The organism is Roseovarius halophilus (ex Wu et al. 2025), from assembly GCF_047086965.1.
This window is the reverse complement of the sequence record NZ_JBKOTX010000011.1, coordinates 17,028-42,207: the sequence shown is the minus strand read 5'-3', so window position 1 is coordinate 42,207 and position 25,180 is coordinate 17,028. Positions and strand designations below refer to the sequence as shown.

27 protein-coding genes and 1 tRNA gene are annotated in these 25,180 nt (G+C 65.7%); 16 read left to right on the top strand and 12 right to left on the bottom strand.

Going from position 1 to position 25,180, the window contains the following annotated elements:
• Positions 1-9 precede the first annotated feature (9 nt).
• From ACH107_RS03865 to rsfS, 9 genes are all read right to left on the bottom strand, one after another.
• Complete coding sequence (locus ACH107_RS03865; protein WP_412504714.1) at positions 10-1,089, bottom strand: DUF2793 domain-containing protein; 1,080 nt, start codon at positions 1,087-1,089, stop codon at positions 10-12.
• A gap of 143 nt (positions 1,090-1,232) precedes the next feature.
• Positions 1,233-2,033, bottom strand: coding sequence for a DeoR/GlpR family DNA-binding transcription regulator (locus tag ACH107_RS03860; RefSeq protein WP_310691184.1), 801 nt, complete (start codon positions 2,031-2,033; stop codon positions 1,233-1,235).
• A gap of 409 nt (positions 2,034-2,442) precedes the next feature.
• A complete protein-coding gene (locus ACH107_RS03855; protein ID WP_412504713.1) occupies positions 2,443-2,805 on the bottom strand; it encodes a hypothetical protein in 363 nt (120 codons plus the stop codon).
• On the bottom strand, positions 2,802-3,284 hold the full coding sequence (locus ACH107_RS03850) for an RNA pyrophosphohydrolase (RefSeq protein ID WP_412504712.1): 483 nt from the start codon (positions 3,282-3,284) through the stop codon (positions 2,802-2,804). Before ACH107_RS03850 ends, ACH107_RS03855 begins: the two co-directional genes overlap by 4 nt.
• A gap of 3 nt (positions 3,285-3,287) precedes the next feature.
• Positions 3,288-4,628 (bottom strand): S41 family peptidase, encoded by a 1,341-nt coding sequence (locus ACH107_RS03845; protein ID WP_412504711.1) that lies wholly within the window; start codon positions 4,626-4,628, stop codon positions 3,288-3,290.
• 29 nt (positions 4,629-4,657) lie between these two features.
• The gene (locus tag ACH107_RS03840; protein WP_310691181.1) at positions 4,658-5,776 is read right to left on the bottom strand and encodes a murein hydrolase activator EnvC family protein; all 1,119 of its coding nucleotides are present in this window, start codon (positions 5,774-5,776) and stop codon (positions 4,658-4,660) included.
• Positions 5,773-7,299: a 2,3-bisphosphoglycerate-independent phosphoglycerate mutase gene (gpmI, locus tag ACH107_RS03835; RefSeq protein ID WP_310691180.1), complete on the bottom strand. Its 1,527-nt coding sequence runs from the start codon at positions 7,297-7,299 to the stop codon at positions 5,773-5,775. The genes ACH107_RS03840 and gpmI overlap by 4 nt, the downstream gene beginning before the upstream one ends.
• Positions 7,300-7,411: 112 nt before the next feature.
• The gene (rlmH, locus tag ACH107_RS03830) at positions 7,412-7,882 is read right to left on the bottom strand and encodes a 23S rRNA (pseudouridine(1915)-N(3))-methyltransferase RlmH (RefSeq protein ID WP_412504710.1); all 471 of its coding nucleotides are present in this window, start codon (positions 7,880-7,882) and stop codon (positions 7,412-7,414) included.
• A complete protein-coding gene (gene rsfS / locus ACH107_RS03825; RefSeq protein ID WP_412504709.1) occupies positions 7,882-8,253 on the bottom strand; it encodes a ribosome silencing factor in 372 nt (123 codons plus the stop codon). The genes rlmH and rsfS overlap by 1 nt, the downstream gene beginning before the upstream one ends.
• Positions 8,254-8,606: 353 nt before the next feature.
• Between rsfS and leuC the strand changes: the two genes are divergently transcribed.
• From leuC to ACH107_RS03785, 8 genes are all read left to right on the top strand, one after another.
• A complete protein-coding gene (gene leuC, locus ACH107_RS03820; RefSeq protein ID WP_310703067.1) occupies positions 8,607-10,013 on the top strand; it encodes a 3-isopropylmalate dehydratase large subunit in 1,407 nt (468 codons plus the stop codon).
• Positions 10,014-10,087: 74 nt separating this feature from the next.
• Positions 10,088-11,263 carry an AAA family ATPase gene (locus tag ACH107_RS03815; protein WP_412504708.1) on the top strand — a complete coding sequence of 392 codons (1,176 nt, stop codon included), beginning with the start codon at positions 10,088-10,090 and terminating at the stop codon, positions 11,261-11,263.
• Positions 11,264-11,284: 21 nt separating this feature from the next.
• Positions 11,285-11,890, top strand: a complete 606-nt coding sequence (gene leuD, locus ACH107_RS03810; RefSeq protein ID WP_310691172.1) for a 3-isopropylmalate dehydratase small subunit — start codon at positions 11,285-11,287, stop codon at positions 11,888-11,890.
• A gap of 354 nt (positions 11,891-12,244) precedes the next feature.
• The gene (locus tag ACH107_RS03805) at positions 12,245-13,066 is read left to right on the top strand and encodes a hypothetical protein (protein WP_412504707.1); all 822 of its coding nucleotides are present in this window, start codon (positions 12,245-12,247) and stop codon (positions 13,064-13,066) included.
• Positions 13,067-13,095: 29 nt separating this feature from the next.
• Positions 13,096-14,145, top strand: a complete 1,050-nt coding sequence (locus tag ACH107_RS03800) for an endonuclease/exonuclease/phosphatase family protein (protein ID WP_412504706.1) — start codon at positions 13,096-13,098, stop codon at positions 14,143-14,145.
• Positions 14,146-14,229: 84 nt separating this feature from the next.
• A complete protein-coding gene (gene leuB, locus ACH107_RS03795; RefSeq protein WP_412504705.1) occupies positions 14,230-15,336 on the top strand; it encodes a 3-isopropylmalate dehydrogenase in 1,107 nt (368 codons plus the stop codon).
• A gap of 96 nt (positions 15,337-15,432) precedes the next feature.
• Complete coding sequence (locus ACH107_RS03790) at positions 15,433-16,425, top strand: DMT family transporter (RefSeq protein WP_310703124.1); 993 nt, start codon at positions 15,433-15,435, stop codon at positions 16,423-16,425.
• 15 nt (positions 16,426-16,440) lie between these two features.
• Positions 16,441-16,517, top strand: a tRNA-Pro gene (locus tag ACH107_RS03785).
• A gap of 97 nt (positions 16,518-16,614) precedes the next feature.
• On the opposite strand, the gene ACH107_RS03780 is transcribed toward ACH107_RS03785, so the two are convergent.
• Positions 16,615-17,841 carry an argininosuccinate synthase gene (locus ACH107_RS03780; protein ID WP_412504704.1) on the bottom strand — a complete coding sequence of 409 codons (1,227 nt, stop codon included), beginning with the start codon at positions 17,839-17,841 and terminating at the stop codon, positions 16,615-16,617.
• A 46-nt stretch (positions 17,842-17,887) separates the two neighbouring features.
• Positions 17,888-18,322 carry an NUDIX hydrolase gene (locus ACH107_RS03775; RefSeq protein ID WP_310690053.1) on the bottom strand — a complete coding sequence of 145 codons (435 nt, stop codon included), beginning with the start codon at positions 18,320-18,322 and terminating at the stop codon, positions 17,888-17,890.
• A gap of 70 nt (positions 18,323-18,392) precedes the next feature.
• Between ACH107_RS03775 and ACH107_RS03770 the strand changes: the two genes are divergently transcribed.
• From ACH107_RS03770 to ACH107_RS03745, 6 genes are all read left to right on the top strand, one after another.
• Positions 18,393-19,379, top strand: a complete 987-nt coding sequence (locus ACH107_RS03770) for an Hsp33 family molecular chaperone HslO (protein ID WP_310690052.1) — start codon at positions 18,393-18,395, stop codon at positions 19,377-19,379.
• Positions 19,369-19,959 carry a CoA pyrophosphatase gene (locus tag ACH107_RS03765; RefSeq protein ID WP_310690051.1) on the top strand — a complete coding sequence of 197 codons (591 nt, stop codon included), beginning with the start codon at positions 19,369-19,371 and terminating at the stop codon, positions 19,957-19,959. Before ACH107_RS03770 ends, ACH107_RS03765 begins: the two co-directional genes overlap by 11 nt.
• A complete protein-coding gene (locus tag ACH107_RS03760; protein ID WP_412504703.1) occupies positions 19,956-21,113 on the top strand; it encodes a CCA tRNA nucleotidyltransferase in 1,158 nt (385 codons plus the stop codon). Before ACH107_RS03765 ends, ACH107_RS03760 begins: the two co-directional genes overlap by 4 nt.
• Positions 21,113-21,685 (top strand): LysE family translocator, encoded by a 573-nt coding sequence (locus ACH107_RS03755; protein ID WP_412504702.1) that lies wholly within the window; start codon positions 21,113-21,115, stop codon positions 21,683-21,685. Before ACH107_RS03760 ends, ACH107_RS03755 begins: the two co-directional genes overlap by 1 nt.
• Before the next feature lie 30 nt (positions 21,686-21,715).
• Complete coding sequence (locus ACH107_RS03750) at positions 21,716-22,912, top strand: class I SAM-dependent RNA methyltransferase (RefSeq protein WP_412504701.1); 1,197 nt, start codon at positions 21,716-21,718, stop codon at positions 22,910-22,912.
• Positions 22,913-22,993: 81 nt separating this feature from the next.
• On the top strand, positions 22,994-23,485 hold the full coding sequence (locus tag ACH107_RS03745) for a L,D-transpeptidase family protein (protein ID WP_310690047.1): 492 nt from the start codon (positions 22,994-22,996) through the stop codon (positions 23,483-23,485).
• Here ACH107_RS03745 and ACH107_RS03740 read toward each other — a convergent pair.
• Positions 23,476-24,042 (bottom strand): CAP domain-containing protein, encoded by a 567-nt coding sequence (locus ACH107_RS03740; RefSeq protein ID WP_412504700.1) that lies wholly within the window; start codon positions 24,040-24,042, stop codon positions 23,476-23,478. The two genes, ACH107_RS03745 and ACH107_RS03740, sit on opposite strands and share 10 nt — an antisense overlap.
• Before the next feature lie 161 nt (positions 24,043-24,203).
• Here ACH107_RS03740 and ACH107_RS03735 point away from each other — a divergent pair, with 161 nt between their 5' ends.
• Positions 24,204-24,797, top strand: coding sequence for a L,D-transpeptidase family protein (locus ACH107_RS03735; protein WP_310690045.1), 594 nt, complete (start codon positions 24,204-24,206; stop codon positions 24,795-24,797).
• A gap of 147 nt (positions 24,798-24,944) precedes the next feature.
• Complete coding sequence (locus tag ACH107_RS03730) at positions 24,945-25,136, top strand: hypothetical protein (protein ID WP_310702608.1); 192 nt, start codon at positions 24,945-24,947, stop codon at positions 25,134-25,136.
• Positions 25,137-25,180: the final 44 nt, after the last annotated feature.

Genomic DNA, 25,180 nt, shown 5'->3' with positions numbered 1-25,180 from the left:
GTTGTGGTGTCACCATTGTTCCAGCAGCAACAGGCTGTTGCCGTCGGTCATGGTGATCGGCCCTGTCGCGGCCTCGCGCAGGGTCTGGAGCGTCACGACGTCGCCTGCTGCAACCTCGACGAGACGCGAGAGGTGCAGCGAGGCCTCGCCATGGCCGTTCTGGCCGCTGATGTGCCCCGAGGCCACGCCGCCGGGCAGTGCGGTGCCGTTGACCGCGATCCGCAGGTTCAGATTCGCATCCGGCGCCGCAGCTGTGACATGCAGGCTCCCCGTGACCCGGACCCGCCCGGCGACAAGGCACGCGATGCCGTCGCCCGAGACGGCGAAGCGGTCGCTGTCGAGGATGTCCGCCACGCCCGCGACGGGGATATCCGTCAGTATTGCGGTATTGAGGTCCGTCGCGGTATCTGAATTGCGCAGCTGTGCCACCCGGGGCGCACCGCCCCCGGCGGGAAAACTGACCCGCCCGCTGTCCTTTTCGATGACAATGCCCGTCTGGAACGCCGTCCCGTCCGGCGAGACGCGCAGATGCAGGTCGTCGTCGCCCGTCAGCCCGATCTCGGCCCGGCCGGAAAATCCGGTCTGCAACACCAGGCTGGCGGTATAATGGGGCGCGGCCTTGTTGAGCGTGAGGCGGTGATCGTCGCCCGCATGGGTCAGCAGTGTGCCCGGCCCGGCCACCGAAAGCGGGTTCTGCAGGTCGGCCCCGGTTGCGATTCCCAGCCGTGGCAGGTTTTCGGGGGCGGGCATCTGCACCGCGGACCAGGTGCTACCATCGAAGACGGCCTGCGCGGCCTCGTCGGCGATCCAGCACAACCAGCCCTCGGCCGGGGCGAGGAACTGCCAGGCGCCGCCCTGCATGACCGCGATGGCGCCGTCCTGCCCGGCCCAGTCGCCGGTGGCGCCGGTGGCCACGATCCGGGTGTCGCCGTCTTGCGCGTCGGTCGGCGGCGCCGTCAGGGTGCGCGACTGCGCCACGGGCTGGGTCAGGGTGTCGAGCCGGGCCAGCGCCTCGTTGTGGGTGACATGTTTCTGGGCCTGGGCAGGCTGGATCAGCGGCAGGCCGAGCGAGGGCGTGGTGTCTGTCATCGGGAACCTGTTCGATAGGGGCTGCGTCGATGCGAGAGCCTGCCCCGGACTCCCTGCCAGTGCCTGAACGCACCGTGCGTTGCGTCGTATCATCCCAATGTGTCAGGGGCCGGTCCGGCCATGACGCGCAAAATGGCGACAGATCAGTCGATACCCCGGTCCGATACCCCGGTCCTGGCCTGCTGATCAGACTCGATCACTGCCGTTTCCCAGCCTGCGCAGTCAGTGCCAAGGGCCAAGGGCAGTGCGGCGTCGGTGTAGATCGCGTCCAGATCGGCAAGCGAGGCAATGCGCACCGGGGCGGTCCGGGCCAGCTTGGTGTGGTCTGCGACCAGGACCGTGCGGCGCGACTGGCGCAGGATCGCCTGGCTGACGCTGACCTCCTGGATGTCGAAATCGAGCAGGTCGCCCTCGGCATCGAGCGCCGAACAGCCAATCACGGCGCAGTCGAACTTGAACTGTCGGATCGTCTCGGTGGCCAGCGTGCCCACCAGCCCCCCGTCGGACCGGCGCAACTGGCCGCCCGTGACCACGATCTCGCAGTCGGTGTTGGCGGCCAAGATGTTGGCGACGTTCATGTTGTTGGTGACAACCAGCAGGTCGCGGTGGTGCAGAAGCTCCTGCGCGACGGCCTCGGTCGTGGTGCCGATGTTGAGAAACAGCGAAATCCCGTCGGGGATATCGGCGGCGCAGGCCCGCGCGATGGCATGCTTGGTTTCGGCGTTGAGGGCGCGGCGTTCCTCGTAGCCGATGTTGCTGGTCCCCGAGGGCAGTACCGCGCCGCCATGCACGCGGTCGAGCCGTCCGGCCTCGGACAGGTCGGTCAGGTCGCGGCGGATCGTCTGCAGGGTGACGCCGAAATGCGCGGCCAGTCCCTCGACCGTGACCTTGCCGTCGCGGCGGACCATTTCGAGGATCTCGGGGTGGCGGAGAGTCTGGGACATTTTCGCGGCCTTTCGGATGCAGCGCGGTTGCGCGCGGTATTGCTGCGAGACTGTGTGCAAACACGTCAGATGGCAACGAAAATCCACCATAGTGGCGCAGCCCAGGAGCAGTCTGGCCGGCGGTTTCCTGCGCCGGTGGCGCGGGTGTGCCGAAGCTCTCTTCGGTGCGGCTCACCTCGACGATCGAATCGAAATAGCGCAGGGTGACGCGGTCGCTGTCGGTCTCGACCACGCAGGCGCGCCGCAAGGCCGACACGACCCCGCGCAAGGTCAAGCGCACCCGGCAGGCGCGCGGTTAGTCCGGTGCGCAGGGGCCGCCGGCCATGCAGGTTTCGAGTGTCTTGATCACGGCCCTGTCCGGGTCCTCGAAAATCCAGCTGTCGCAAGGGCCGATGGTGATCTCGAGGCCTTAGGCTCCATGCCGGGCAAAGGCCAGGAGGCGGGTGCCGGGATCGATGGTGCCGCACCAATCGCCAGCGCAGGAAAAGTCCAGGTGCACCGTGTGATCGGGTGTTGGTGCAAAACCGTCCGCCCCCAGTGCTTGGCCGGAGAAACGGGCGCTGCGCGTCACCTCTTGTGCATTCGGGGCAACGGCAGCCCGGGGCCGGTCGAGTGGCGCGAAATCGAGGGTGCCCAGCAGGGCCGAATAGCGCGCCGCATCCGCGTCGGCGCGCAGGAAGGTGTGGGCCGGATCGGCTGGCATGCAGGTGAGCGCCAGCACCGGGCTGCCGGCCACGACGGCCAGAAGTGCCGCGGACAGCAGCGGCCTCATATCCGGTCGCCCAATTCCTCCAAGACGCGGGCGTAGACCTCGCGTTTGAAGGCCACGATATTGGCGAGAAGATCTTCCGGGTCGGACCATTTCCACCGGGAAAACTCCGGGTGCTCGGTCTCGATCTGCACCTGGTCGTCGGTGCCGAGGAAGCGCATCAGGAACCATTTCTGTTCCTGCCCGCGATAGCGCCCGCCCCAGCGTTTCGGCACGATCTCGGGCGGAAGATCATAGGGAATCCACCTCGCCGTCTCGGCCTCGAGGCGCACCAGGTCGGGGGTTACGCCGGTTTCCTCTTCCAGTTCGCGCAGGGCGGCGGCGCGCGGGTCCTCGCCCGGGTCCACGCCGCCCTGAGGCATCTGCCAGGCCGGTTCGGGCCAGTCGATGCGCTGACCGACGAAGATGCCGCCCTCGGCATTGGCCAGCACGACGCCGACGCAGGGCCGATAGGGCAGAGCGGCGATCTGCTCGGGCGTCACGGACTACTCCGCGTCCGGTCCGAGCGCCGACAGCCCCTTGAGGATGTCGATCGCATAGGCCAGTTGGTAGTCCTGTTCGCGCAGCTGGGCGGCCGTTTCGGCGCGCTCACGGTCTTCCTCCATCTGGCGGACCTCGTCCTCGGACAGGCTGTCGTTGTTCAGCGCGCCGCGCAGGTCCGATTCCGACCGCAAGGCGGGTGTTTCCTCGTCCTCGGTGGCCTCGTTGTCGGGGTTTTGCCGGGGCTGCTCGACGATAATGTCGGGCGAGATACCCAGGGACTGGATCGAGCGACCGGATGGCGTGTAATAGAGTTGGGTGGTCAGGCGCATCGCGCTGTCGCCGCGCAGCGGCATCACCGTCTGTACCGAGCCCTTGCCGAAGGACTTGGTGCCCACGACGATGGCCCTGCGATGATCCTGAAGCGCCCCGGCCACGATTTCCGAGGCCGAGGCCGAGCCACCGTTGATTAGCACCACAATGGGCTTGCCTTCAGTCAGGTCGCCCTCCTCGGCGTTCCACCGCTGGCCGTCCTCGGGCTCGCGGCCGCGGGTCGAGACGATCTCGCCCGCGTCGAGAAAGGCGTCCGAAACCGAGATGGCCTGGTTGAGAAGCCCGCCGGGGTTGTTGCGCAGGTCGATGACGAAACCGTTGACGTTGTCCATGCCGCCGGCTTCCTCCACCTTTTCAGCCAGTTGCTCCTCGAGGTTGGGATAGGTCTGGTCCGAGAAGGTGACAAGGCGCAAGACCACCGTTTCGCCCTCGATCTGGCTGCGCACCGCCGTCAAGGTAATGGTGTCGCGCACGATGGATACCTCGAAGGGCTGCTCCACCCCCTCGCGGACCACGGTGATCGTGATTTCCGATCCCACCGGCCCGCGCATCATGTCGACGGCCTCGTCAAGCGTCAGGCCCATGAGGTTCTCGCCATCGACGCCGGTGATGAAGTCGCCCGCCTCGAGCCCGGCCGCATCGGCGGGCGTGCCGTCCATGGGCGAGACGACCTTGACGAAGCCTTCCTCCTGGGTGACCTCGATCCCAAGGCCGCCGAATTCGCCGCGCGTCTGGGTGCGCATCTCCTCGGCGTCCTCGGGCGAGAGATAGCTGGAGTGCGGGTCCAACGAGGACAGCATCCCGTCGATTGCCGCCTCTATCAGTTCCGACTCATCGGCGTCCTCGACATATTCGGACCGGATGCGTTCGAAGACATCGCCGAACAGGTCCAGCTGTTCGTAGACGCTGCCGTTGTTTTGCGCTTCCTGGGCGATCAGGGGGCCGGCGATCTGCGTGGTCGCGATCGCGCCTAGCAGGATACCGCCCGACGCGGCCATTGCGAATTTCTTCATCATGTTCCTCTTGTCCTTTCGGGCCCGTCTCAGTCGTAGGCGAACCATGCGGCGGGATCGGTCGCACCTTGCCCGTCCCGCACCTCGAGATAAAGGGTCTCGGGCCTGTTCGAGGCCGCCCCCTGCCGCGTTTTGGTCAAAATAGCTTGAGCGTCGCCGGTGTCACCTCCCATCAGGCCCACGGGCGCGCCTTCCGGCAGGACCTGGCCGATCTTGCCAAAGACGCGGTCCAGCCCCGCGAAGACCCAGAGCACATCCTGAGCCGGTTCCAGGATGATCACATTGCCGTAGTCCAGCAGCGGGCCGGCATAGCGCACGGTGGCCGCAACGGGGGCGCTGACAAGGGCGCGCGGGCGCGTGGCGATCAGGATGCCGGGCCGCTTGATCCCCGCCGCGTCGTCTTCTCCGGAATGGCGCAGGACCTGGCCGTCCACCGGCAGGGCCAATTGTCCCTTGAGTGCGGTGGCATCGGGCGCGGGCGGCGCGTCGGCCGTGGCCTCGGTCTCGGACAGGCTGCTGGCAAAGGCGGCCAGCGTCTCGGTATTGGACAGCAATAGCGCGGTCTGGACGGGGTCCTCGGAAAACCGGCGCGGCAGCTCGGTGCGGTCTGAGACAGCCTCGGACAGCGCGGCGCGGGCCTCCTGTGCGGCGGTCATGCCCTGTTGCAGGGTCTCCAGCGCATCGGCGCGCAGGGTCCGCAGGGTCTCGACCTCCTCGAGCTGGGCGCGCAGCTGTGCGACTTTGTCCTGCAAGCCGGGTGTGACATCGGCCAGTATCATCCCCGAGCGCGCCGTCCCCGTCGGCCCCGCCGGGTGCAACATCAAAAGCGGCGTCGGTGCCCGGCCCATGCGTTGCAGCACGCCCAGCAGCCGGGCCACCTCGTCCGAACGTGCGTCAAGATCGCGGGTCAGGGTGCGTTCACGGATCGCGGCGCGGCGCAGGCCGTCGCGCAGCGCGGTCATCCCCTCCTCGTAGGCCTGCAATGTCTCGGTCAGGGCGGCGATGCGGTCCTCGGACGATCGGGCCTCGTTGAGGGCGATCGATGCCGCCTCCAGTTGCCGGGCGGCCTGCTCTGCGGCCTCGGCCGCGCCCTGGGCCGCGGCCCCGCCCGCCCAGAGGCTCAGGACAAGCGCCAGCGTCCGGATCATCGCGAGATCAGGCTTTCCCCGGTCATTTCCGAGGGCGTGTCGATCTGCAGCAGGTCCAGAAGCGTCGGCGCCAGGTCGGCGAGCCGTCCGTCGCGGATCGTCGAACCGGCTGGCCCGCCCACGAGGATCACCGGCACCGGGTTCGTCGTGTGGGCCGTGTGCGGCCCGCCGGTCTGGGGGTCGACCATCGTTTCGCAGTTGCCATGATCGGCGGTGACAACCATGGCGCCCCCCGCCTTTTCCAGCGCCGCCAGGACCCGGCCCAGACCGGCATCCACCGCTTCGCAGGCGGCCTTGGCGGCCTCGAGGTCGCCGGTATGGCCCACCATGTCGGGGTTGGCGTAGTTGCACACGATCAGATCATACCCCTTCTCGATGGCGCCGACGAAGGCATCGGTGACCTCGTCCGCCGACATCTCGGGGTGCAGGTCATAGGTCGCGACCCGGGGCGAGGGCGCCATGTAGCGATCTTCGCCGTCCTCGGGCACTTCCTTGCCGCCGTTCAGGAAAAAGGTGACATGGGGGTATTTTTCCGTTTCGGACACACGGAACTGCCGCAACCCCTTGGCCGCGGCCCATGCACCAAGGGTGTTCACGATCTCCTGCTTGGGAAAGCAGGTGGTCATGAAGGCAGTGTGGTCGGTGGAATAGTCGACCATCCCCAGCAGCCCCGCCAGCTCGGGGCGGCCCGAGATGTCGAATTCGGCGAAATCCGGGTCGCCGATGGCGCGCAGGATCTCGCGCGCGCGGTCGGCGCGGAAGTTCAGGCAGAAGACGCCATCGCCATCCTGCACCCCGGCATAATCGCCCACCACCGTGGCGGGCAGGAATTCGTCGGTCAGGTCCTGGTCGTAGTAGCCTTCGACGATCCTGGAGGGCGACAGGTCGCCAACCTGCGCGCCCCTGCCCTCGATCATGGCACGATAGGCGGATTCGACCCGATCCCAGCGGGTGTCGCGGTCCATGGCGTAGTAGCGCCCGATGACCGTGCCGATGCGGGCGGTCTCGGGCAGCTCGGATTCCAGCCGTTTCAGGAAGCCGGCCCCGGATTTCGGCGCCACATCGCGGCCATCGGTGATGGCATGCAAAACGACCGGAACGCCCATGCCGGTGATCGCATCCACCGCCGCGAGGGTATGGTCGATATGCCCGTGCACGCCCCCGTCCGAGACGACGCCCATCAGGTGTGCGGTGCCATGGGTGACCTTGAGCTCCTCGATGAAGGACATCAGCGCGTCGTTCTCGGCAAACCGCCCGTCTTCGATCGCAAGGTCGATCTGGCCCAGGTCCATGGCGACGATCCGGCCGGCGCCGATGTTCGTGTGGCCGACCTCGGAATTGCCCATCTGGCCGGTGGGCAGGCCCACGTCCTTGCCATGGGTGACAAGCTGTCCCGTGGGGCAATCCCGTGCGATCCGGTCGAAATTGGGTGTCTCGGCCAGGGCGGGCGCATTGGCCTGCGTCTCGGCACGGTCTCCCCAGCCATCGAGAATGCAAAGAACAACGGGGGTCGGGGCGGTCATGGCGCTCTCCTCATGTCGCTTGACTGCTTCTATCGCAGGCTCAGGGGCAGGAAAACCGCCCGCGTGTGGCCTGGGCCGAAAAACCTGCCATGCCCCTCTCTGGCCCGTGTCATCAGACCCTGTGATAGGGTGTGCCTGCCATGATCGCCGCCGCTCGGTAGAGCTGTTCGGCCAGCATCACCCGTGCCAGCATGTGTGGCCAGACCATCTGACCGAAGGACAGCGCAAGGTCGGCCCGGGCCCGGAGGGCCGGGTCGATGCCGTCCGCCCCGCCGATCACGACGGCCAGATCGCTGCGGCCCTGGTCACGCCATTTGCCAAGCTGGCCCGCGAAATCGGGCGATGTCATCATCCTGCCGCGTTCGTCCAGACAGCAGATCACCGCGCCCGAGGGGATCGCCTTGTCCAGCAGCGTGGCCTCACCCGCCATGCCGCCGCCCTTGCGATCCTCGACTTCACGCAGCGTCGCCGGGCCGAGGCCAAGGCCCCGGCCGGTCTTGTCGAAACGCGCCAGGTAGTCGTCGATCAATGCCTTTTCCGGCCCCTTGCGAAGCCGGCCCACGGCGCAGAGGGTCACCCGCATCAGCGGGACTGGACGGCGCCATCCTCACCGGGGGCGAGCCACATCTTCTCGAGTTGGTAGAAGTCGCGCACTTCGGGGCGGAAGATATGGACGATCACGTCGCCGGTGTCGATCAGCACCCAGTCGCCGCTCTCCTTGCCTTCGACCTTCGACAGGATGCCGAACTCGTGCTTGAGACGGTCGGTCAGCTTCTCCGACATGGCGGCCACCTGTCGGCTGGACCGGCCCGTGGCGATGACCATGTAGTCGCCCATCTCGGACTTGCCGCGCAGGTCGACCTGCGCGATGTCCTTGGCCTTGTCATCTGAGAGAGAGCCTAACACGGCAGCCAGGGTGCCGGCTGCGGTGGCCCGTGCTGGGGCATCCATCATGGAAACCCCGTCATCTGCGGCCTCTGCCGCGAATGATGTAAGAGACAGAACATCGTCCTCCTGTAGGTGCGCCGCCAAAGCCCCAGCGCTGGGCATACCCTGAAGCTAGCAAGCCACCGGCGACATTTCAATGAATCCCCTGCGCACGACGCCCCACTTGCGAGACCCACCCCTTGGGTATACATCCCCTGCATGACCCGTGTTTTCGACATGGATGATCGCGCGCGCCTGCCCTGGCGGTTCTTCGGCGCCCGGCTGACCATTCTCGCCCGTCCATGAGGGCCAGCGCGTGCCCCCGCGGCGCGCGGCCCTGACACGTCTCCCCCATTTCCATTCAGCCAATGAGGACACCCATGTCCGGCAAGACACTCTATGACAAGATCTGGGACGCCCACCTGGCCCATGAGGCCGAGGACGGCACCAGCCTTCTCTATATCGACCGCCACCTCGTGCACGAGGTCACCAGCCCGCAGGCCTTCGAAGGGTTGCGCATGGCGGGCCGCACCGTCCGCGCGCCCGACAAGACCATTGCCGTGCCTGATCACAACGTGCCCACCACGCAGGGCCGCGAGAATCCCGACCAGATGCCCGAGGATAGCCGCATCCAGGTGGCCGCGCTGGACACCAACGCCAAGGAATTCGGCATCCACTATTACCCGGTCAGCGATGTGCGCCAGGGGATCGTGCACATCATCGGGCCGGAACAGGGCTGGACCCTGCCGGGGATGACCATCGTCTGCGGTGACAGCCACACGGCGACCCACGGCGCCTTCGGCGCGCTGGCCCATGGCATCGGCACCTCGGAGGTCGAGCACGTTTTGGCCACGCAGACGCTGATCCAGAAGAAGTCGAAGAACATGAAGGTCGAGATCACCGGCAAGCTGCTGCCGGGCGTCACGGCCAAGGATATCACCCTATCGGTGATCGGGGCCACAGGCACCGCGGGGGGCACTGGCTATGTGATCGAATACTGCGGCGAGGCCATTCGCGAGCTTTCGATCGAAGGCCGCATGACGATCTGCAACATGGCGATCGAGGGCGGCGCCCGCGCCGGTCTGATCGCGCCGGATGAAAAGACTTTTGATTACATCAAGGGCCGTCCCCACGCCCCCAAGGGCGCCCAGTGGGAGGCCGCCATGGCCTGGTGGCAGACCCTGCACTCGGACGAGGACGCGCATTGGGACAAGGTCGTCACCCTGCGCGGCGAGGACATCGCGCCGGTCGTTACCTGGGGCACCTCGCCCGAGGACGTGCTGCCGATCGACGGGGTCGTGCCGTCGCCTGACAGCTTCGAGGGCGGCAAGGTCGGCGCGGCCCAGCGCGCGCTGGACTACATGGGGCTGACCCCCGGCCAGAAACTGTCGGACATCGAGATCGACACGGTCTTCATCGGCTCCTGCACCAATGGCCGGATCGAGGACCTGCGCGCCGCCGCCGAGATCCTGCGCGGCAAGAAGGTCAAGGACGGGATGCGGGCCATGGTCGTGCCCGGCTCGGGTCTTGTGCGGGCCCAGGCCGAGGAAGAGGGCCTGGCGGATGTCTTCAAGGAAGCCGGTTTCGAGTGGCGCATGGCGGGCTGTTCCATGTGCCTGGCCATGAACCCCGACCAGCTGGCCGAGGGCGAACGCTGCGTCTCGACCTCCAACCGCAACTTCGAGGGGCGCCAGGGCTACAAGGGCCGCACCCACCTCGCCTCGCCCGCCATGGCCGCCGCCGCGGCAGTGACCGGCAGGCTGACAGACATTCGGGAGATGATGTGATAGCGATATGTAGTAATGTATAGCGAATTTCCATATACATTGCTACATTTAGCTAAATTAGCCGGGAGGTCACGTTGGACCCTGTACAAAACCCCTTTGCGCCCAGTGCGGGAACACGCCCGCCTGAACTTGCTGGGCGCGCCGAAATTCTGGATACTGCCAAGATTGCCTGCCAACGCGCTTTGCGTGGGAAACACGCGCGACCATTGATGATGCTGGGGCTGCGCGGTACTGGAAAGACCGTTCTACTTAACGAATTCAAGCGAATCGCGGAAGCCGAAGGTCTCCTCGTTTCTCGCATTGAAGCACCAGAAGAAGCGAGCCTTGCACGACTGATCGTTCCTGAAATGCGCAGGGTGATGCGATCATTATCAGCTACTGAAGCCGGCAGACATCACGCTGTTCGCGGACTGCAGAACTTTGCATCGGTTTTCAAGATCAATGCTGCCGGTATCGGAGTTGGGATCGAAGGTGCGTCCGATCCGGAGCCGGGTTTGGCTGATAGCGGCGATATTCTTTTCGACTTACCTGAATTATTCGAGAACCTTGGAAACGCGGCGTCTGCAGCGAACAAACCTTGGCTTTTGCTGATCGACGAAGTGCAATACTTGAACGAGGTAGACCTTTCGGCCCTAATTGTTTCACTGCACCGTGTTTCCCAGTCTTCGTTGCCAATAGTTTTTTCCGGTGCCGGTCTTCCACAAGTCGCGCGACTAGCGGGCGACGCCAAGTCCTATGCTGAGAGGCTGTTTAAATACCCCACTATAGGGCCGCTCAATGCAGAAGCCGTACGTTCGGCCTTGAAAAAACCCATAGTTACAGAGGGCGCATCCATCACAGAAGATGCTATCGCACGCATTTTTGACGCTGCGCAAGGCTATCCATTCTTCATTCAAGAATGGGGCTATCATGCGTGGGATATTGCAGTTGGTCCTGAGATTAGCGTCGAGGATGTAGAGACAACGCGTGAGCCCGTTGTGCAAGCACTTGATGATGGTTTCTTCAAGGTGCGCATGGATAGGCTGACACGGGCCGAGACCGAATTTGTTTCTGCAATGGCCGATTTGGGTGAGGGGCCTTATCAAATATCCGATGTAGCCAATGCGATGAACCGCAAAACGCAATCTATCGGTCCTACACGTGCCAGTATTATCCACAAGGGCATGATTTACAGTCCCGAGCATGGTCGTCTGGAATTCACCGTGCCGTTATTCGCAGAATTCATGCGTAGACAAAGGGCGAAAGCCTAATCAGAAACAAGGACAAGTAAAATGGAAAAGTTCGACAAACTCACCGGGATCGCCGCGCCGCTGCCGTTGGTTAACATCGACACCGACATGATCATCCCCAAGCAGTTCCTCAAGACGATCAAGCGGTCCGGTCTGGGCGTGAACCTCTTCGACGAGATGCGCTATGACCGGCAGGGGGCCGAGATCGCGGATTTCGTGCTCAACAAGCCCGCCTATCGCGAGGCGCAGGTCCTCATCGCGGGCGACAATTTCGGTTGTGGCTCGTCGCGCGAACATGCGCCCTGGGCGCTGCTGGACTTCGGCATTCGCTGCGTGATCTCCACCAGTTTCGCCGATATCTTTTACAACAACTGCTTCAAGAACGGCATCCTGCCCATCGTTCTGCCGCAGGCAGATGTCGACAAGCTGATGGATGACGCCGAGCGCGGGTCGAATGTGACGCTCACCGTCGACCTAGAGAGCCAGACGATCAGCGGTCCCGACGGGGGCGAGATCACGTTCGAGGTTGATCCCTGGCGCAAGCATTGCCTGCTCAACGGGCTCGACGACATCGGTCTCACCCTGGAAAAGGCCCCGGCCATCGATGCCTTTGAGGCGAAGATGAGTGCTGAACGCCCCTGGGTGTGACGGACCGCAAGGCGGGGCCGGGCCCTGGTCCGGCCCCCGCCGCGCTGCGCCAATTGACACGTTCCGACCGGGCCGTAGTGGCTGGCCGTGGACCAACCGCTACATATGGGTCGCTGCACTTCAACGCTCTGAAATGGTTGCATTGTCGTAGCAGTCTCGCCGCAAATCCGCCCTGTTTCCGCTTCACCAACAATGGCGTCTTTTGGTGGATTTCGGGACGTGGGCTACATTATGGCAGGGAAAAGGCAACCTGACCACAGCGAGTGTGCAGCCCCTGCAGCACGGGGACAGCGCCGCCTGAGCACCGGCCGGATCGAGGGTGACGGGGCAGGGCTTTCCCGGATCGCCGGTGCGATGACCCGCGCTGCCCTGGTGGTGATACTGGTCGTCCTGCCGTCGCTCATGGTGGCGGATACCTCGCATCACACCAACCAGACCGTCGCCCTCGTGGCGCTGCTCGCCGGGGTTTTTACCCTTGCCGAATACAATTCCGCCTATCCTAGCATTGTCGAGTTCCGGTGTGCCCCGCCTTTCAACCGGCTGCGCTTTCTCATCCTCTTCCTGATGGTCTTTTCCATGGCGATGGTCGCCAAGGGCAAGATCGACCCCACGACCCTGACGGATATCTTCGCGATCCTCGGGGCGCGCCTGGCCGACATGATGGACTTTCCCTATTCGCCTGTGCGCCTGGTGGTTCTGATGCTGCATGACAACGCGCCGGCCGCTCTTGTCCGGGAGGTCCGCATCGCCGCTGGGCTGAGCTACCTGATCTCGCTGCTGGGGCTGATCGCTTTCATCATGGTCCTGCGTCTGAGGGCCTGGCCCAGCCAGGGCGGCGCGGGCTTCAATGTCTGGGTCAACCTGCCCACCTTCGACCCCACGACGGGCGGGGACGTCGTGCAACGACTTGAGCGGGAAAGCCACGTTAACCTGATCTTAGGCTTTCTTGTGCCCTTCCTTATCCCCGCGATCGTCAAGCTGGCCTCGGGCGTTTTCGACCCCGTCAGCCTGGCGAATCCACATACGCTGATCTGGACGATGACCGCATGGGCCTTTCTGCCCGCAAGCCTTATCATGAGGGGCGTAGCCCTCAGTCGCCTGGCGCGGCTGATATCGGCGCAGCGGAGCCGCGCCTGTCTCGACGACATCGACGCGGTGCAGCCCTCGGCCGTCTGATTGCCGCGATTGCGCTGTGCCTGCTGCCCTTGGCTGCCCCGGCGCAGGAGGTCATTCGCATCGCCACCTTTGCCGCCCCGCTCAGCCGTGACGGGCCGGGCCTGTTGCTGCGCGACATCCTTTCGGGCGCGGACGCGCAGGTACGCGCCACGCAAGGGATCGTCGATGCGATTTCCCCCGATGTGCTGCTGCTGACCGACATGGATCATGACCTGGGTCTGGCGGCGCTGGAGGCCTTCAACGACGGCCTCGCCCGCCCCTTCGATCATCACTTCGCGCGGCCGGGCAACACCGGGCTGGCCACGGGGCTGGACATGGACGGCAATGGCCGGCGAGGTGAGCGGCGCGATGCTCAGGGTTATGGTCGGTTTCGCGGCGACGGGGGGCTGGCGCTTCTGACCCGCTTTCCGGTTGTGGTTGACGACGTGCGTGACTTCTCCGACCTGGCCTGGCCCGACCTGCCCGGCGCGGTGCTGCCGCAAACGGAGGCCGGCCCCTTCCCCTCGGCGCGGGCGCAGGCGGCCGGGCGGTTGTCCTCGACCTCGCACTGGGTGGTGCCGCTGCGCATCGGCGGTGGTGACGCCCTGACCCTGTTGGCCTATTCCGCCACGCCGCCGGTCTTCGATGGCCCGGAGGACCGCAACGGCCTGCGCAACCGCGACGAGCTGAGGCTCTGGGCGCGATTGCTGTCGGGTGCTCTCGGCCCGGTGCCCGAGCCGCCGCTGGTGCTGCTGGGCAACACCAACCTGGACCCGGCCGATGGCGACGGGTTCCGCGCGGCCATGGCCCGGATGCTGGACCATCCGCTGTTGCAGGACCCGAAACCGGCGAGCGCCGGCGGCGCGGCCAACCCCAGCCCCGGTCGCAGCGGCGACCCAGCGCTGGACACCGCCGACTGGGACGAGGCCGGCCCCGGCAACCTGCGGGTGTCCTACGTGCTGCCCAGCCGCGACCTGACCGTTACCGGGGCGGGCGTTTTCTGGCCCGCCTCGGACACGCCGCGCGCGGCGCTTCTGGGCGACGACGGATTTGCCGCCGGCCCGCACCGCCTTGTCTGGGTGGATGTCGCATTACCTTAGCCCCCCGGTCGGCACCGGTTTCTTGACGCCCTGCGGGGGCTCGGCTAGGCGATGCCGGACGCAAAGCGCAAAGGACCAGACACGATGACCACGCCCTCTCTGCTTATCCTTGCCGGTGACGGCATCGGCCCTGAAGTCATGACCGAGGTGAAGAAGATCATCGGTTGGTATGGCGACAAGCGCGCCATGGCCTTCGACGTGCAAGAGGATCTTGTCGGCGGCGCCGCCTATGACGCGCATGGCACACCCCTGCATGACGACACCATGGCCCGCGCCCAGGACGTCGATGCGGTGCTGCTGGGCGCCGTGGGCGGCCCTAAGTACGACGATCTGGATTTCAGCGTGAAACCTGAACGCGGGTTGCTGCGCCTGCGCAAGGAAATGGATCTTTTCGCCAACCTGCGTCCGGCCCAGTGCTTTGACGCGCTGGCCGATTTCAGCAGTCTCAAGAAGGACGTGGTGGCTGGCCTCGACATCATGATCGTGCGCGAACTAACCAGCGGCATCTATTTCGGCGAGCCGCGCGGAATCTTCGAGCAAGGCAATGAACGTGTGGGCATCAACACCCAGCGCTACACCGAAAGCGAGATCGAGCGCGTGGCGCGCTCGGCCTTCGAGCTGGCCCGGAAACGGGGCAACACGGTCTGTTCCATGGAGAAGGCAAACGTGATGGAGTCCGGCATCCTCTGGCGCGAGGTCGTCCAGAGGGTCCATGACGCGGACTACCCGGACGTCGCGCTGTCGCACATGTATGCAGACGCTGGCGCGATGCAGCTTTGCCGCTGGCCCAAGCAGTTCGATGTGATTGTCACCGACAACCTGTTTGGGGATCTTCTGTCGGATGCGGCCGCCATGCTGACCGGAAGCCTCGGCATGCTGCCGTCGGCCTCGCTCGGCGCACCCATGGCGAATGGCCGGCCCAAGGCGCTTTATGAACCTGTGCATGGCTCGGCCCCCGACATCGCCGGCCAGGGCAAGGCCAACCCAATCGCCTGCTTCCTCAGCTTCGCCATGGCCCTGCGCTACAGTTTCGACCTCGGGACGGAAGCGGACCGCCTGGAAAAGGCGGTGGAACAGGTGCTGGCCGAGGGCAAGCGCACCGCTGATCTTCTGGGCGAAGAGGGCGTCCAGCCCGTCACGACCAGCGAGATGGGCGACGCGGTCGTCGCGGCACTGAACGCCAGTCTTTGAGACGATTGCCGGCCGATGGGGCGGCGCTTCGGGGCCGCCCCTTTTTCGTGCCGCGACGTTAGTGCTAACATCCTTTGAAACCAGAGGATCGGCCCCATGTCCGCAAACCTGCGTGGCGCCCTGTTCGCCTTGATGGCCTTCGGGATATTCGCCACCCATGATGTCTTCGTCAAAACGCTGGGGACGAGTTACTCGCCCGTTCAGATCCTCTTTTTCTCGGTTTTGCTGAGCTTTCCGCTCGCCACGCTGATGCTGATGCGGGATTCCTCGCCGGGCACGCTGGTGCCCGTGCATCCATGGTGGATGGCGCTGCGGACCATCGCCACCGTGCTGACCGCGCTGGGGGCCTTCTTCGCCTTCTCGGTGCTGCCTCTGGCGCAGACCTATGCGATCCTGTTCGCGGCTCCTCTGCTTATCACCGTTCTGGCGATCCCGATGCTGGGCGAGACCGTGCGCCTGCGCCGCTGGATGGCGGTGATCATCGGGCTGGGCGGTGTCATGGTGGTATTGCGGCCCGGGACGACCGAGATCGGTGCGGGCCATCTTGCTGCGCTCACGGCTGCGGTGGGCGGTGCCTTCAATTCGGTCATCGTCCGAAAGATCGGCGCGGATGAACGCCCCGTCGTCATGATGCTCTATCCCATGGTGGCGAATTTCGGCCTTCTGGGGGTGGCCCTCTATTTCTTTTACGAGCCCATGCCGATCGAGGATCTGGGTCTTCTGGCGCTGATCGCGATCTTCGCCTTTGCCGCCGGGCGGCTGGTCATCGCCGCCTACCAGGCGGGCGAGGCGGCCATCATCGCGCCGATGCAGTATTCCCAGATCATCTGGGCGTCTTTCTACGGCTACCAGTTTTTCGGCGAGACCATCGACCGCCCGACCCTGATCGGCAGTGCGCTGATCATCGCTTCGGGGCTCTATATCGTGCTGCGCGAAAGCAGCGGCACCCATTCCCGGACCACGCCAGTATTGCGGACCCGGTCGCGCCCCGATACCGGAACCTACCTGCGCGTGGGCCCGTTCCTGCGCTTTATCGGCAAGCATCCCGACAGCAGAATCGGTCTTGCAAAACCCGACCGGCAAGAGTAACCCGCGAGCCACGGTCGGAGTGTAGCTCAGCCTGGTAGAGCACTGTCTTCGGGAGGCAGGGGTCGTGAGTTCGAATCTCGCCACTCCGACCAATGAAACAAGGGATCTCATGGTGCCTTTGGGAGTATAGGGGGCAGTGCACCCCGGGTCCCCCAATCTCTGCCCACGCGCCGCGACGTCTGCCCCCTGTCAGCCGTTGGTTCGCGCGTTCCTGGCGGCCAGAAGCTTGAGCCGCAGCGCGTTGAGCTGGATGAACCCGGCGGCGTCGGTCTGGTCGTAGGCGCCCAGATCCTCTTCGAATGTCACATGGGCCTCGGAATAGAGGCTGTGATCGGACCAGCGCCCGATGCAAGTGACACTGCCCTTGTAGAGCTTGAGCCGCACCGTGCCGGTGACATGCTGCTGGCTGTGATCGATGGCCGCTTGCAGCATCTCGCGTTCGGGCGAGAACCAGAACCCGTTGTAGATCAGTTCGGCGTAACGCGGCATCAGGCTGTCCTTGAGGTGCCCCGCGCCGCTGTCCAGCGTGATCTGCTCGATCCCGCGGTGGGCCTCGAGCAGAATCGTGCCGCCGGGTGTCTCGTAGATGCCGCGGGATTTCATGCCGACGAAACGGTTCTCGACAAAGTCCAGCCGTCCGATCCCGTGCGCGCCGCCCAACGCGTTGAGCCGGGTCAGGATCGTAGCCGGTGACATGCCCTTGCCATTGATGCTCACGGCGTCGCCCTTCTCGAAGCCGACCTCGACGATCTCGGGCGTCTCGGGCGCCTCTTCTGGATGCACCGTGCGCTGATAAACGTAGTCCGGCGCGGCCTTGGCGGGGTCTTCGAGGACCTTGCCCTCCGAGGAGGTGTGCAGAAGGTTCGCATCGACGCTGAAGGGCGCCTCGCCGCGCTTGTCCTTGGCGATGGGGATCTGGTTCTTCTCGGCGAAGTCCAGAAGCCGCGTGCGGCTGGTCAGATCCCACTCGCGCCAGGGGGCGATGACCCGAATATCGGGATTGAGCGCATAGGCCGAAAGCTCGAACCGGACCTGGTCGTTACCCTTGCCGGTCGCCCCGTGCGAGACGGCATCGGCCCCGGTCTCGGCGGCGATCTCGACCAGGCGCTTGGAAATCAGCGGCCGCGCGATGGATGTTCCCAGCAGGTACTGCCCCTCGTAAAGAGCATTGGCCCGGAACATCGGAAAGACGTAGTCGCGGACGAATTCCTCGCGGATGTCCTCGATGTAGATGTTCTCGGGCTTGATCCCCAGCATCTCCGCCTTCTCGCGGGCGGGTTCCAGTTCCTCGCCCTGGCCGAGGTCGGCGGTGAAGGTCACCACCTCGCACCCATACTCGGTTTGCAGCCATTTCAGGATGATCGAGGTGTCGAGGCCGCCGGAATAGGCGAGGACGACTTTCTTGGGCGCGGACATGTGGGTCTCCGTTCTTGGTCGGCGCGGAGGTACCGGGTTTTTCAGGTCATAGCAAGCTGGCCACGAAGGTGGCATCGCCCGCGCTGGCCAGCAGGGCGGGCGCCTCGGGCAGGGGGACCCAGACGGCGCTGTGCTCGGGCTCTGTCGGCGGGCCCAGCGGGCGCGTCGGATAGGCCAGGTAGACATGGGCGATCTTCTCGGCCCAGAGATCGTAGTCGGGCATGAAGGCAAAGCGGCGGTGCGCGCCGATGCGGCGCGGTCGCGCGATGCGCCAGCCGGTTTCCTCGTGGACCTCGCGATGCAGCGCCTGCAGGGGGCTTTCGCCCGGGTCGATGCCGCCGCCGGGCAGCTGGAACTCGTGGTGCAGCCCGGCCTGGTAGGTCAGCAGGACATGCGGCCCATGCTGCAGGATCGCATAGACGCCGGGGCGCTGCCTGTAGCGCAGGCCCGGACGGATGGCTTCGCCGTAGCGTCTGATCACACTCTTGGTCCTTGCCTTGTCGCCCCTATATGGACGCGGTATGCCAATCCCCGACAGGTTAGGAAACCCCATGACACTCGGCTCCAAGATCGCCTGGGACGATACCGTTCTGCCCTTCCAGCTCGACCGCTCGGACGTGCGCGGCCGGGTGGCCCGGCTCGACGGAGTCCTCGACCGGGTCCTCGACCAGCACGACTATCCGCCGATGATCGAATCGCTGGTGGCCGAGATGGCGCTGCTGACGGCGCTGATCGGTCAGACTGTCAAACTGCGCTGGAAGCTCAGCCTGCAGGTGCGCGGCGACGGCCCGGCCCGGTTAATCGCCACAGATTATTATGCGCCCAAGGCCGAGGGGGAACCGGCGCACATCCGCGCCTATGCCAGCTTCGACGCCGACCGCCTGGCCGAGACGGCTGCGCCCTTCGCGCAGATCGGCAAGGGCTATTTCGCCATCCTGATCGATCAGGGCCAGGGCAATGTTCCCTACCAGGGGATCACACCGATTTCAGGTGGATCGCTGCGGAGCTGCGCCGAGACCTATTTCGCGCAGTCCGAGCAACTGCCGACCCGTTTCGCGCTGGACTTCGGCCGGTCGACCATCCCCGGCGAGGGTGAGGCCTGGCGCGCGGGTGGTGTCATGCTTCAGAAGATGCCCAAGGCCAGCCCCTTCGCGACCCAGGGCGGCTCGGGCGATGCCGGGCTGTTGGCGCCCGAGGACATCCTCGAGGGCGACGAGGAAGAGAACTGGTCGCGTGCCAACATCCTGCTTGATTCGGTCGAGACCATGGAATTGATCGGCCCCCACGTGCAGCCGACCGAGCTTTTGTTGCGCCTTTTCCATGAAGAGGCCCCGCGCGTCTTCGACCCGCAGCCGGTGCAGTTCGGCTGTTCCTGTTCCGAGGATCGCGTGCGCAGCAGCCTGTCGATCTATTCGGCCAAGGACATCGCCACGATGACCACCGAAGAAGGCCTTGTCACCGCCGATTGCCAGTTCTGCGGGGCGCATTACAGGCTTGACCCGGCGACGGTCGGCCTCGGGTCGGACAGTGACGATTGACCTGAGACAGAGCCTGACCCGCGCCGCCCGGCGGGCGGGCGACGCCTCGTCGGATTTCGATCTGAACCCGGATGTCGTGTTGCACGAGGGCCGCATGTTGCGGCCGGCCGCGGTTCTGGTGCCCGTCACCGACCGCGGCGAGGTGATCCTGACAAAGCGTTCGGCGCGGCTCAAGCATCATCCGGGCCAGATCGCCTTGCCCGGCGGCCGGCAGGACCCAGAGGATGCCACCCTCGAGGCCGCTGCCCTGCGCGAGACCGAGGAAGAGATCGGCCTGCCCCGCAGCGGGGTCGAAATCCTGGGCGCGCTGCCCCCGCACGAGACCGTGACGGGCTATACCGTCGCGCCCTTCCTGGCGCTGGTGGATGGGGCTGCGCCCCTGCGCCCCGAGGAGGGCGAGGTCGCCGAGATCTTTCGCGTGCCCCTGGCGCATGTGACCGATCCGGACAGGTTCAGGGTCGAAGCGCGGCTCTGGCGTCGGCAGTGGCGGCATTATTACACCGTGCCCTTCGGCCCCTACTACATCTGGGGGGCCACCGCCCGAATCCTGCGCGGCCTCGCCGAGAGGATGGTGGCATGACCCGGTTGCAGGCGGATTGGTTGGCCGACCCGGCGGCGCAGGCGGTTTGTGCCATGCTCGAAAATGCCGGACATTTCGCCTATTTCGTTGGGGGCTGCGTCCGCAACGCCTTGATTGGCGCGCCGGTGCAGGACCTGGACCTGTCTACCGATGCCCGGCCAGAGGCGGTCATGGAATTGGCCGAGGCCGCTGGGCTAAAGGTGGTGCCCACGGGCATCGACCATGGCACCGTCACCGTTGTTGCCGATGGCCGCCCCTTCGAAATCACGACCTTCCGGCGCGATGTCGCCACCGATGGCCGCCGGGCCACGGTGGCCTTTGCCGACAGTCTCGAGGCGGACGCCCAGCGCCGCGATTTCACGATGAACGCACTTTATGCCGATGCCAGCGGGGTGGTTCAGGATCCGCTGGGCGGCCTTCCGGACCTTGACGCAGGCCGGGTGCGGTTCATCGACGACCCCGCCCAGCGCATCCGCGAGGACTACCTGCGCATCCTGCGTTTCTTCCGGTTTCACGCCTGGTTTGGTGACGCTGGCGCGGGGCTGGATGCCGAGGGTCTGGCAGCCTGTGCCGAACATGCCGAAGGGATCGAGGGCCTGTCGAAGGAGCGCATTGGCCACGAGATGCTGCGCCTGCTGGCCGCCCCCGACCCTGCGCCTGCCGTAGCCGCCATGGCGCAGACCGGGGTGCTGATACGGGTGATGGCGGGGGCCGAGCCGTCGGTCCTGCCCGTGCTGGTGCACCTCGAACAAGAGGCCGGGTTGGATCCCGATCCGGTCCTGAGGCTGGCCAGCCTCGGTGGAGAAGAAGTGGCACGGGCCCTGCGCCTGCGCAAGGCGGACGCGCGCCGCCGCGACAGGCTGCGCGCGGCCGCACTGGAGGGGGGCGGGGCGGCAGAGCTTGGCTATCGCCTGGGCGCCAAAGAGGGCACCGCGGCGCTGCTGTTGCGCCAGGCCGCACTGGGCCAACCGCTGGACGACTCGACCCTGATCCGGCTGAAAGCCGGTGCAGAGCAGGTCTTTCCGATCACGGCCACGGACCTGCAACCGGGCCTCGAGGGGCCGGCACTGGGCGCGGCCCTGCGCCGTCTCGAGGCCAACTGGATCGCGTCCGAGTTCACGCTGTCGCGGGCCGACCTTCTCAAGTCGCTGTGATGGCGGCGCTGATCGGCTTTGTCTTCTTCGGGTTGTTCTCGCCGGGGCCGAACGTGATCCTGCTGACGGCCTCGGGTGCGCGCTTCGGCTTTCGCGCGACTCTGCCGCATCTGGTTGGGGTGGTGCTGGGCGTTGGGATCACGGCCTTCGCGACGGGCCTCGGGCTGGGCTGGCTGGTGCAGACGGTTCCGGCGCTGCGACTCGTTCTGTCGCTCGTCGCGGCGGGCTGGATTCTCTGGATGGCCCGGGGGCTGTGGCGGGCAGGGCCGCTGGCCCGGGGGGACAGCGAAAAGCCCATGCGCCTTGTCGAGGCGGTGCTGTTCCAATGGGTCAATCCCAAGGTCTGGGCCGTGGCCATCGCCGCGACCGCCCATGTCGACATGCTTGGCCCCTGGGTCAAGGCAACGGCGCTGGGGCTGACCTTTTCCGGCGTGAACCTCTTTGTCTGCCTGTTCTGGACCTTCGCGGGCAGCCTGCTTTCGACCCTGATGCAGGACGATTTCGCCCGGACGGTCTTCATGCGGGTCATGGCGGTGGGTCTGGCGGTTTTCTCGGGTCTGGTGTTCCTGTAACGGAAGGGCTTGACCCCGACGGAGCGGCCCATGGTGAAAGTGACTTCCCTGACCCTGCACGGCACCGGCCAACTGGCCGATGGTACGCTGGCCGACCGGGTTATGCCCGGCGAGGAGGTCGAGGTCTCCGAGGGCGGCACGCGCGTGCTGACGCCCTCGCCGGACAGGGTAAGGGCGCCCTGCCGCCATTTCCGCACCTGCGGCGGCTGCCAGATGCAGCATGCGTCCGAGGCCTTCGTGGCCGACTGGAAGGTCGGGGTGGTAGAAAAGGCCCTGCAGGCGCGCGGCCTACCCTTCCCCTTTCGCGCGCTGCATACCTCGCCGGCGCAATCGCGGCGCCGGGCGGCCTTCAAGGCGCGTCGCACGAAACAGGGGGCGACGATCGGCTTTCATGCGCGTGGCACCCATACTCTGACGGACACGCCGGACTGCCAGCTTGTCTGCCCCACGATTACGGAGGCACGCGCGGGACTGGTGGCGTTGACCCAGCTGGCGGCCTCGCGCAAGTCCGAGATCACCCTGATCGTCACCGAGACCCTGGCCGGGCTGGATGTTCTGGTCGAGACCGACCGTCCCCTGGACGGCGCGCTGCGGCTGCGGGTGACCGAGACAGCCCGCGCCCAGGGCTTTGCTCGCATCACCTGGAACGACCAGGTGCTCGCCACCTTCCAGCCGCCCGAACTGGCCATGGGTCTGGCGCGGGTGGTGCCGCCGCCCGGCGCTTTCCTGCAGGCCACGACCGAGGGCGAGGCGGCGCTGCGACGCGCGGTGCAGGATGGCGTGCGGGGCGCCAAGCGCGTGGTGGACCTCTTCGCCGGCTGCGGGACCTTCTCCCTGCCGCTCGCGTCGACGGTCAATGTCCACGCGGTCGAGGGGTCCGAGGCGCTGGTCCAGGCGCTCGATCATGGCTGGCGCCGGGCCGTTGGGCTGCACCAGGTCACCCATGCGCGGCGCGACCTGTTCCGCCGGCCCCTGGAGCCGGACGAACTGGACGCCTTCGATGCCGCGGTCATGGACCCGCCGCGCGCCGGGGCCGAGGCCCAGACCGAGACGCTGGCCGCCTCGGATCTGTCGCGTGTCGTCATGGTGTCCTGCAACCCGGTTACCTTCGCCCGCGACGTGGCGCGGCTGTCACAGGCCGGGTTTGCGCTGGAATGGGTCGATGTCGTGGATCAGTTCCGGTGGTCGGCCCATGTCGAGGTGGCGGCCCTGCTCACGCGGACGTGAGCGCGACGCGCCGAAATCTCTGGGCCGGAGGTGTTGGCCTTGGTATCATAACGCAAACAAGAACCGCAGTATCGGGCAGTCATGATCAAAAGACGCGTCTTCCTGGCCGGCGCCTGCATGGCAGCCCTGTCGGCCTGTTCGTCAAAGTTTCGCAGCTATGACGGGCCGCCCGTCACCCGTGTGGTCCTCTACAAGAGGCGACGCAGGCTCTACCTGCTGCACGAGGCGGAGGTTCTGCGTGCCTTCGATTTCGAACTGGGCTTTGCCCCGGAAGGGCACAAACAGGTCGAGGGGGACGGGCGCACGCCCGAGGGCGCCTATCTGATCGACCGCAAGAACCCGAACAGCAGTTTTCACCTGTCGGTCGGCATTTCCTATCCGAACGACGCCGATCGTGCCAAGGCCCGGGCGCTGGGCCTGTCTCCGGGGGGCGACATCTTCATCCACGGCACGCCCCGCCTGAACCGAGGCGACGCGGACTGGACGGCCGGCTGCATCGCCGTGACCAACCGCGAGATCGAGGACATCTACGCCATGGTCGATGTCGGCACGCCGATCATGATCTACCCCTGAAGGTCTGGCACCGGGTTCTGTTCAGGCACCGGGCCGGTGCGGGTGCCGTCGCCCAGAACCAGCGTCCACCAGATCTTGCCGTTCTCCTCCTGGAACCAGGCAAAGCCCATTTCGCTGGCCGCGCTGTCCAGCAGAACCGCGCGGGTCTCAGGGGCCTCCATCCAGGCGGCGAGGGTCTGCAACTCGGTTTCGAAGGTCTCGGAAATCGTCTCGCCGCGCAGTTGCCCCGTGTAGCCGACCCGGCGCAGCCTCTCCAGCGGCGAGGACCCGTCCGACCCGAAATGCCAAGGCCGGTTCTGCACGGCCATGTCGCGCGAATGCGTCGCGGCGGCGGCGTTGAGCCGGGCGTTCAGCGTCACCGGCGGTGCCCCGGCGGCATCGCGCAGCGCGTTGAGGCTGTCGAGCATGCGAAACTGGATCTTGGCGCGGTTGTCCTCATCAATGCGGTAGACCTGCGGCAACGGCAGGCCGTCGGGGCCGATCCGGCCGGGATCGACGGGGGCGCAGGCGGCCAGCCCGGACAGCAGGATCGAAAAAAGGGCGAAAAGGCGGCGCATCGGGGACTCCTTGTCCGATTTCGCAGGGGCATAGCCTGCGGGCCGTCACGATTCAAACCCACATCGGCGTGAAGACGGTCGCATGACGGTTGTTTGATTTGCGAACGCGGCAAATGCGCCATACACAACGTCACGAGACGTGACCGGGTTGGAGAACAACGATGTCAGCAAACCCCTTTGGCAGCCTGAGCCGCCGCAGCTTTCTGGCGGGGTCGGCCGCGTTGGCCGGGACCGGCGCAGTCGCGCAAACCAGGAACACGACCGAGATGGAGGGCGATGTCTCGCAGTCCACGCGGCGTAATGTGTCCAGCTTCCGTCAGCTCGACTGGCGTCCCTATTTCAGCACTCTGCGCCGTGGGGCGATTCTGGTCGACGTGCAAAGCCGCGCTTTGCACTACTGGTCCGAGGACGAGAGCCTCTACAAGCTCTATCCCACCAGCGTGCCGCTGACCGAAGACCTGACCCGGCGCGGCCGCACCGAGGTCGTGCGCAAGGTCGAGGGGCCCAGCTGGCGCCCGACTCCGGCCATGAAGGAACGCAACCCCGAGTGGCCCGACTATGTCGGCCCGGGGCCGGACAATCCGCTCGGCACGCATGCGCTCTACCTATCCTGGACCTATTATCGTATCCATGGCACCCATGACACGCGCAAGATCGGGCGCCGGTCATCGAACGGTTGCATCGGGCTGTACAATGAGCACATCCAGGAGTTGTTCGGATTCGCCGATGTCGGGACCCAGGTGTTGCTGATTTGACGACAAGACGGACCGAGGACGCAGAAACACCGCAATGCGCTTTGCGTTTCGGAGCAAATGCTGCTTTATCGGCAACCACGAGGTAAGTCTTGGGTGCCCTTGGCGTTCCTCAACATCATTGCCTTGGGCAAAAACTGGAGAATGAACATGAAAAAGATCGCACTCGCCGCTGTTTTCGCCGGCACCGCTTCGACCGCCTTCGCCGGCGGGATGGAAGAGCCCGTCGTCGAGATGGAGCCTGTCGTCGTCGAGGAAGAGACCACCGCTGGCTCGTCCTCCAACCTGATCGTGCCGCTCATCCTGGTCGCGCTGATCGCGGCTGCTGCGTCGGCCGACTGATCCCGACCGAAAGGTCTAGAAAATCGGAAACGCCGCTGGATATC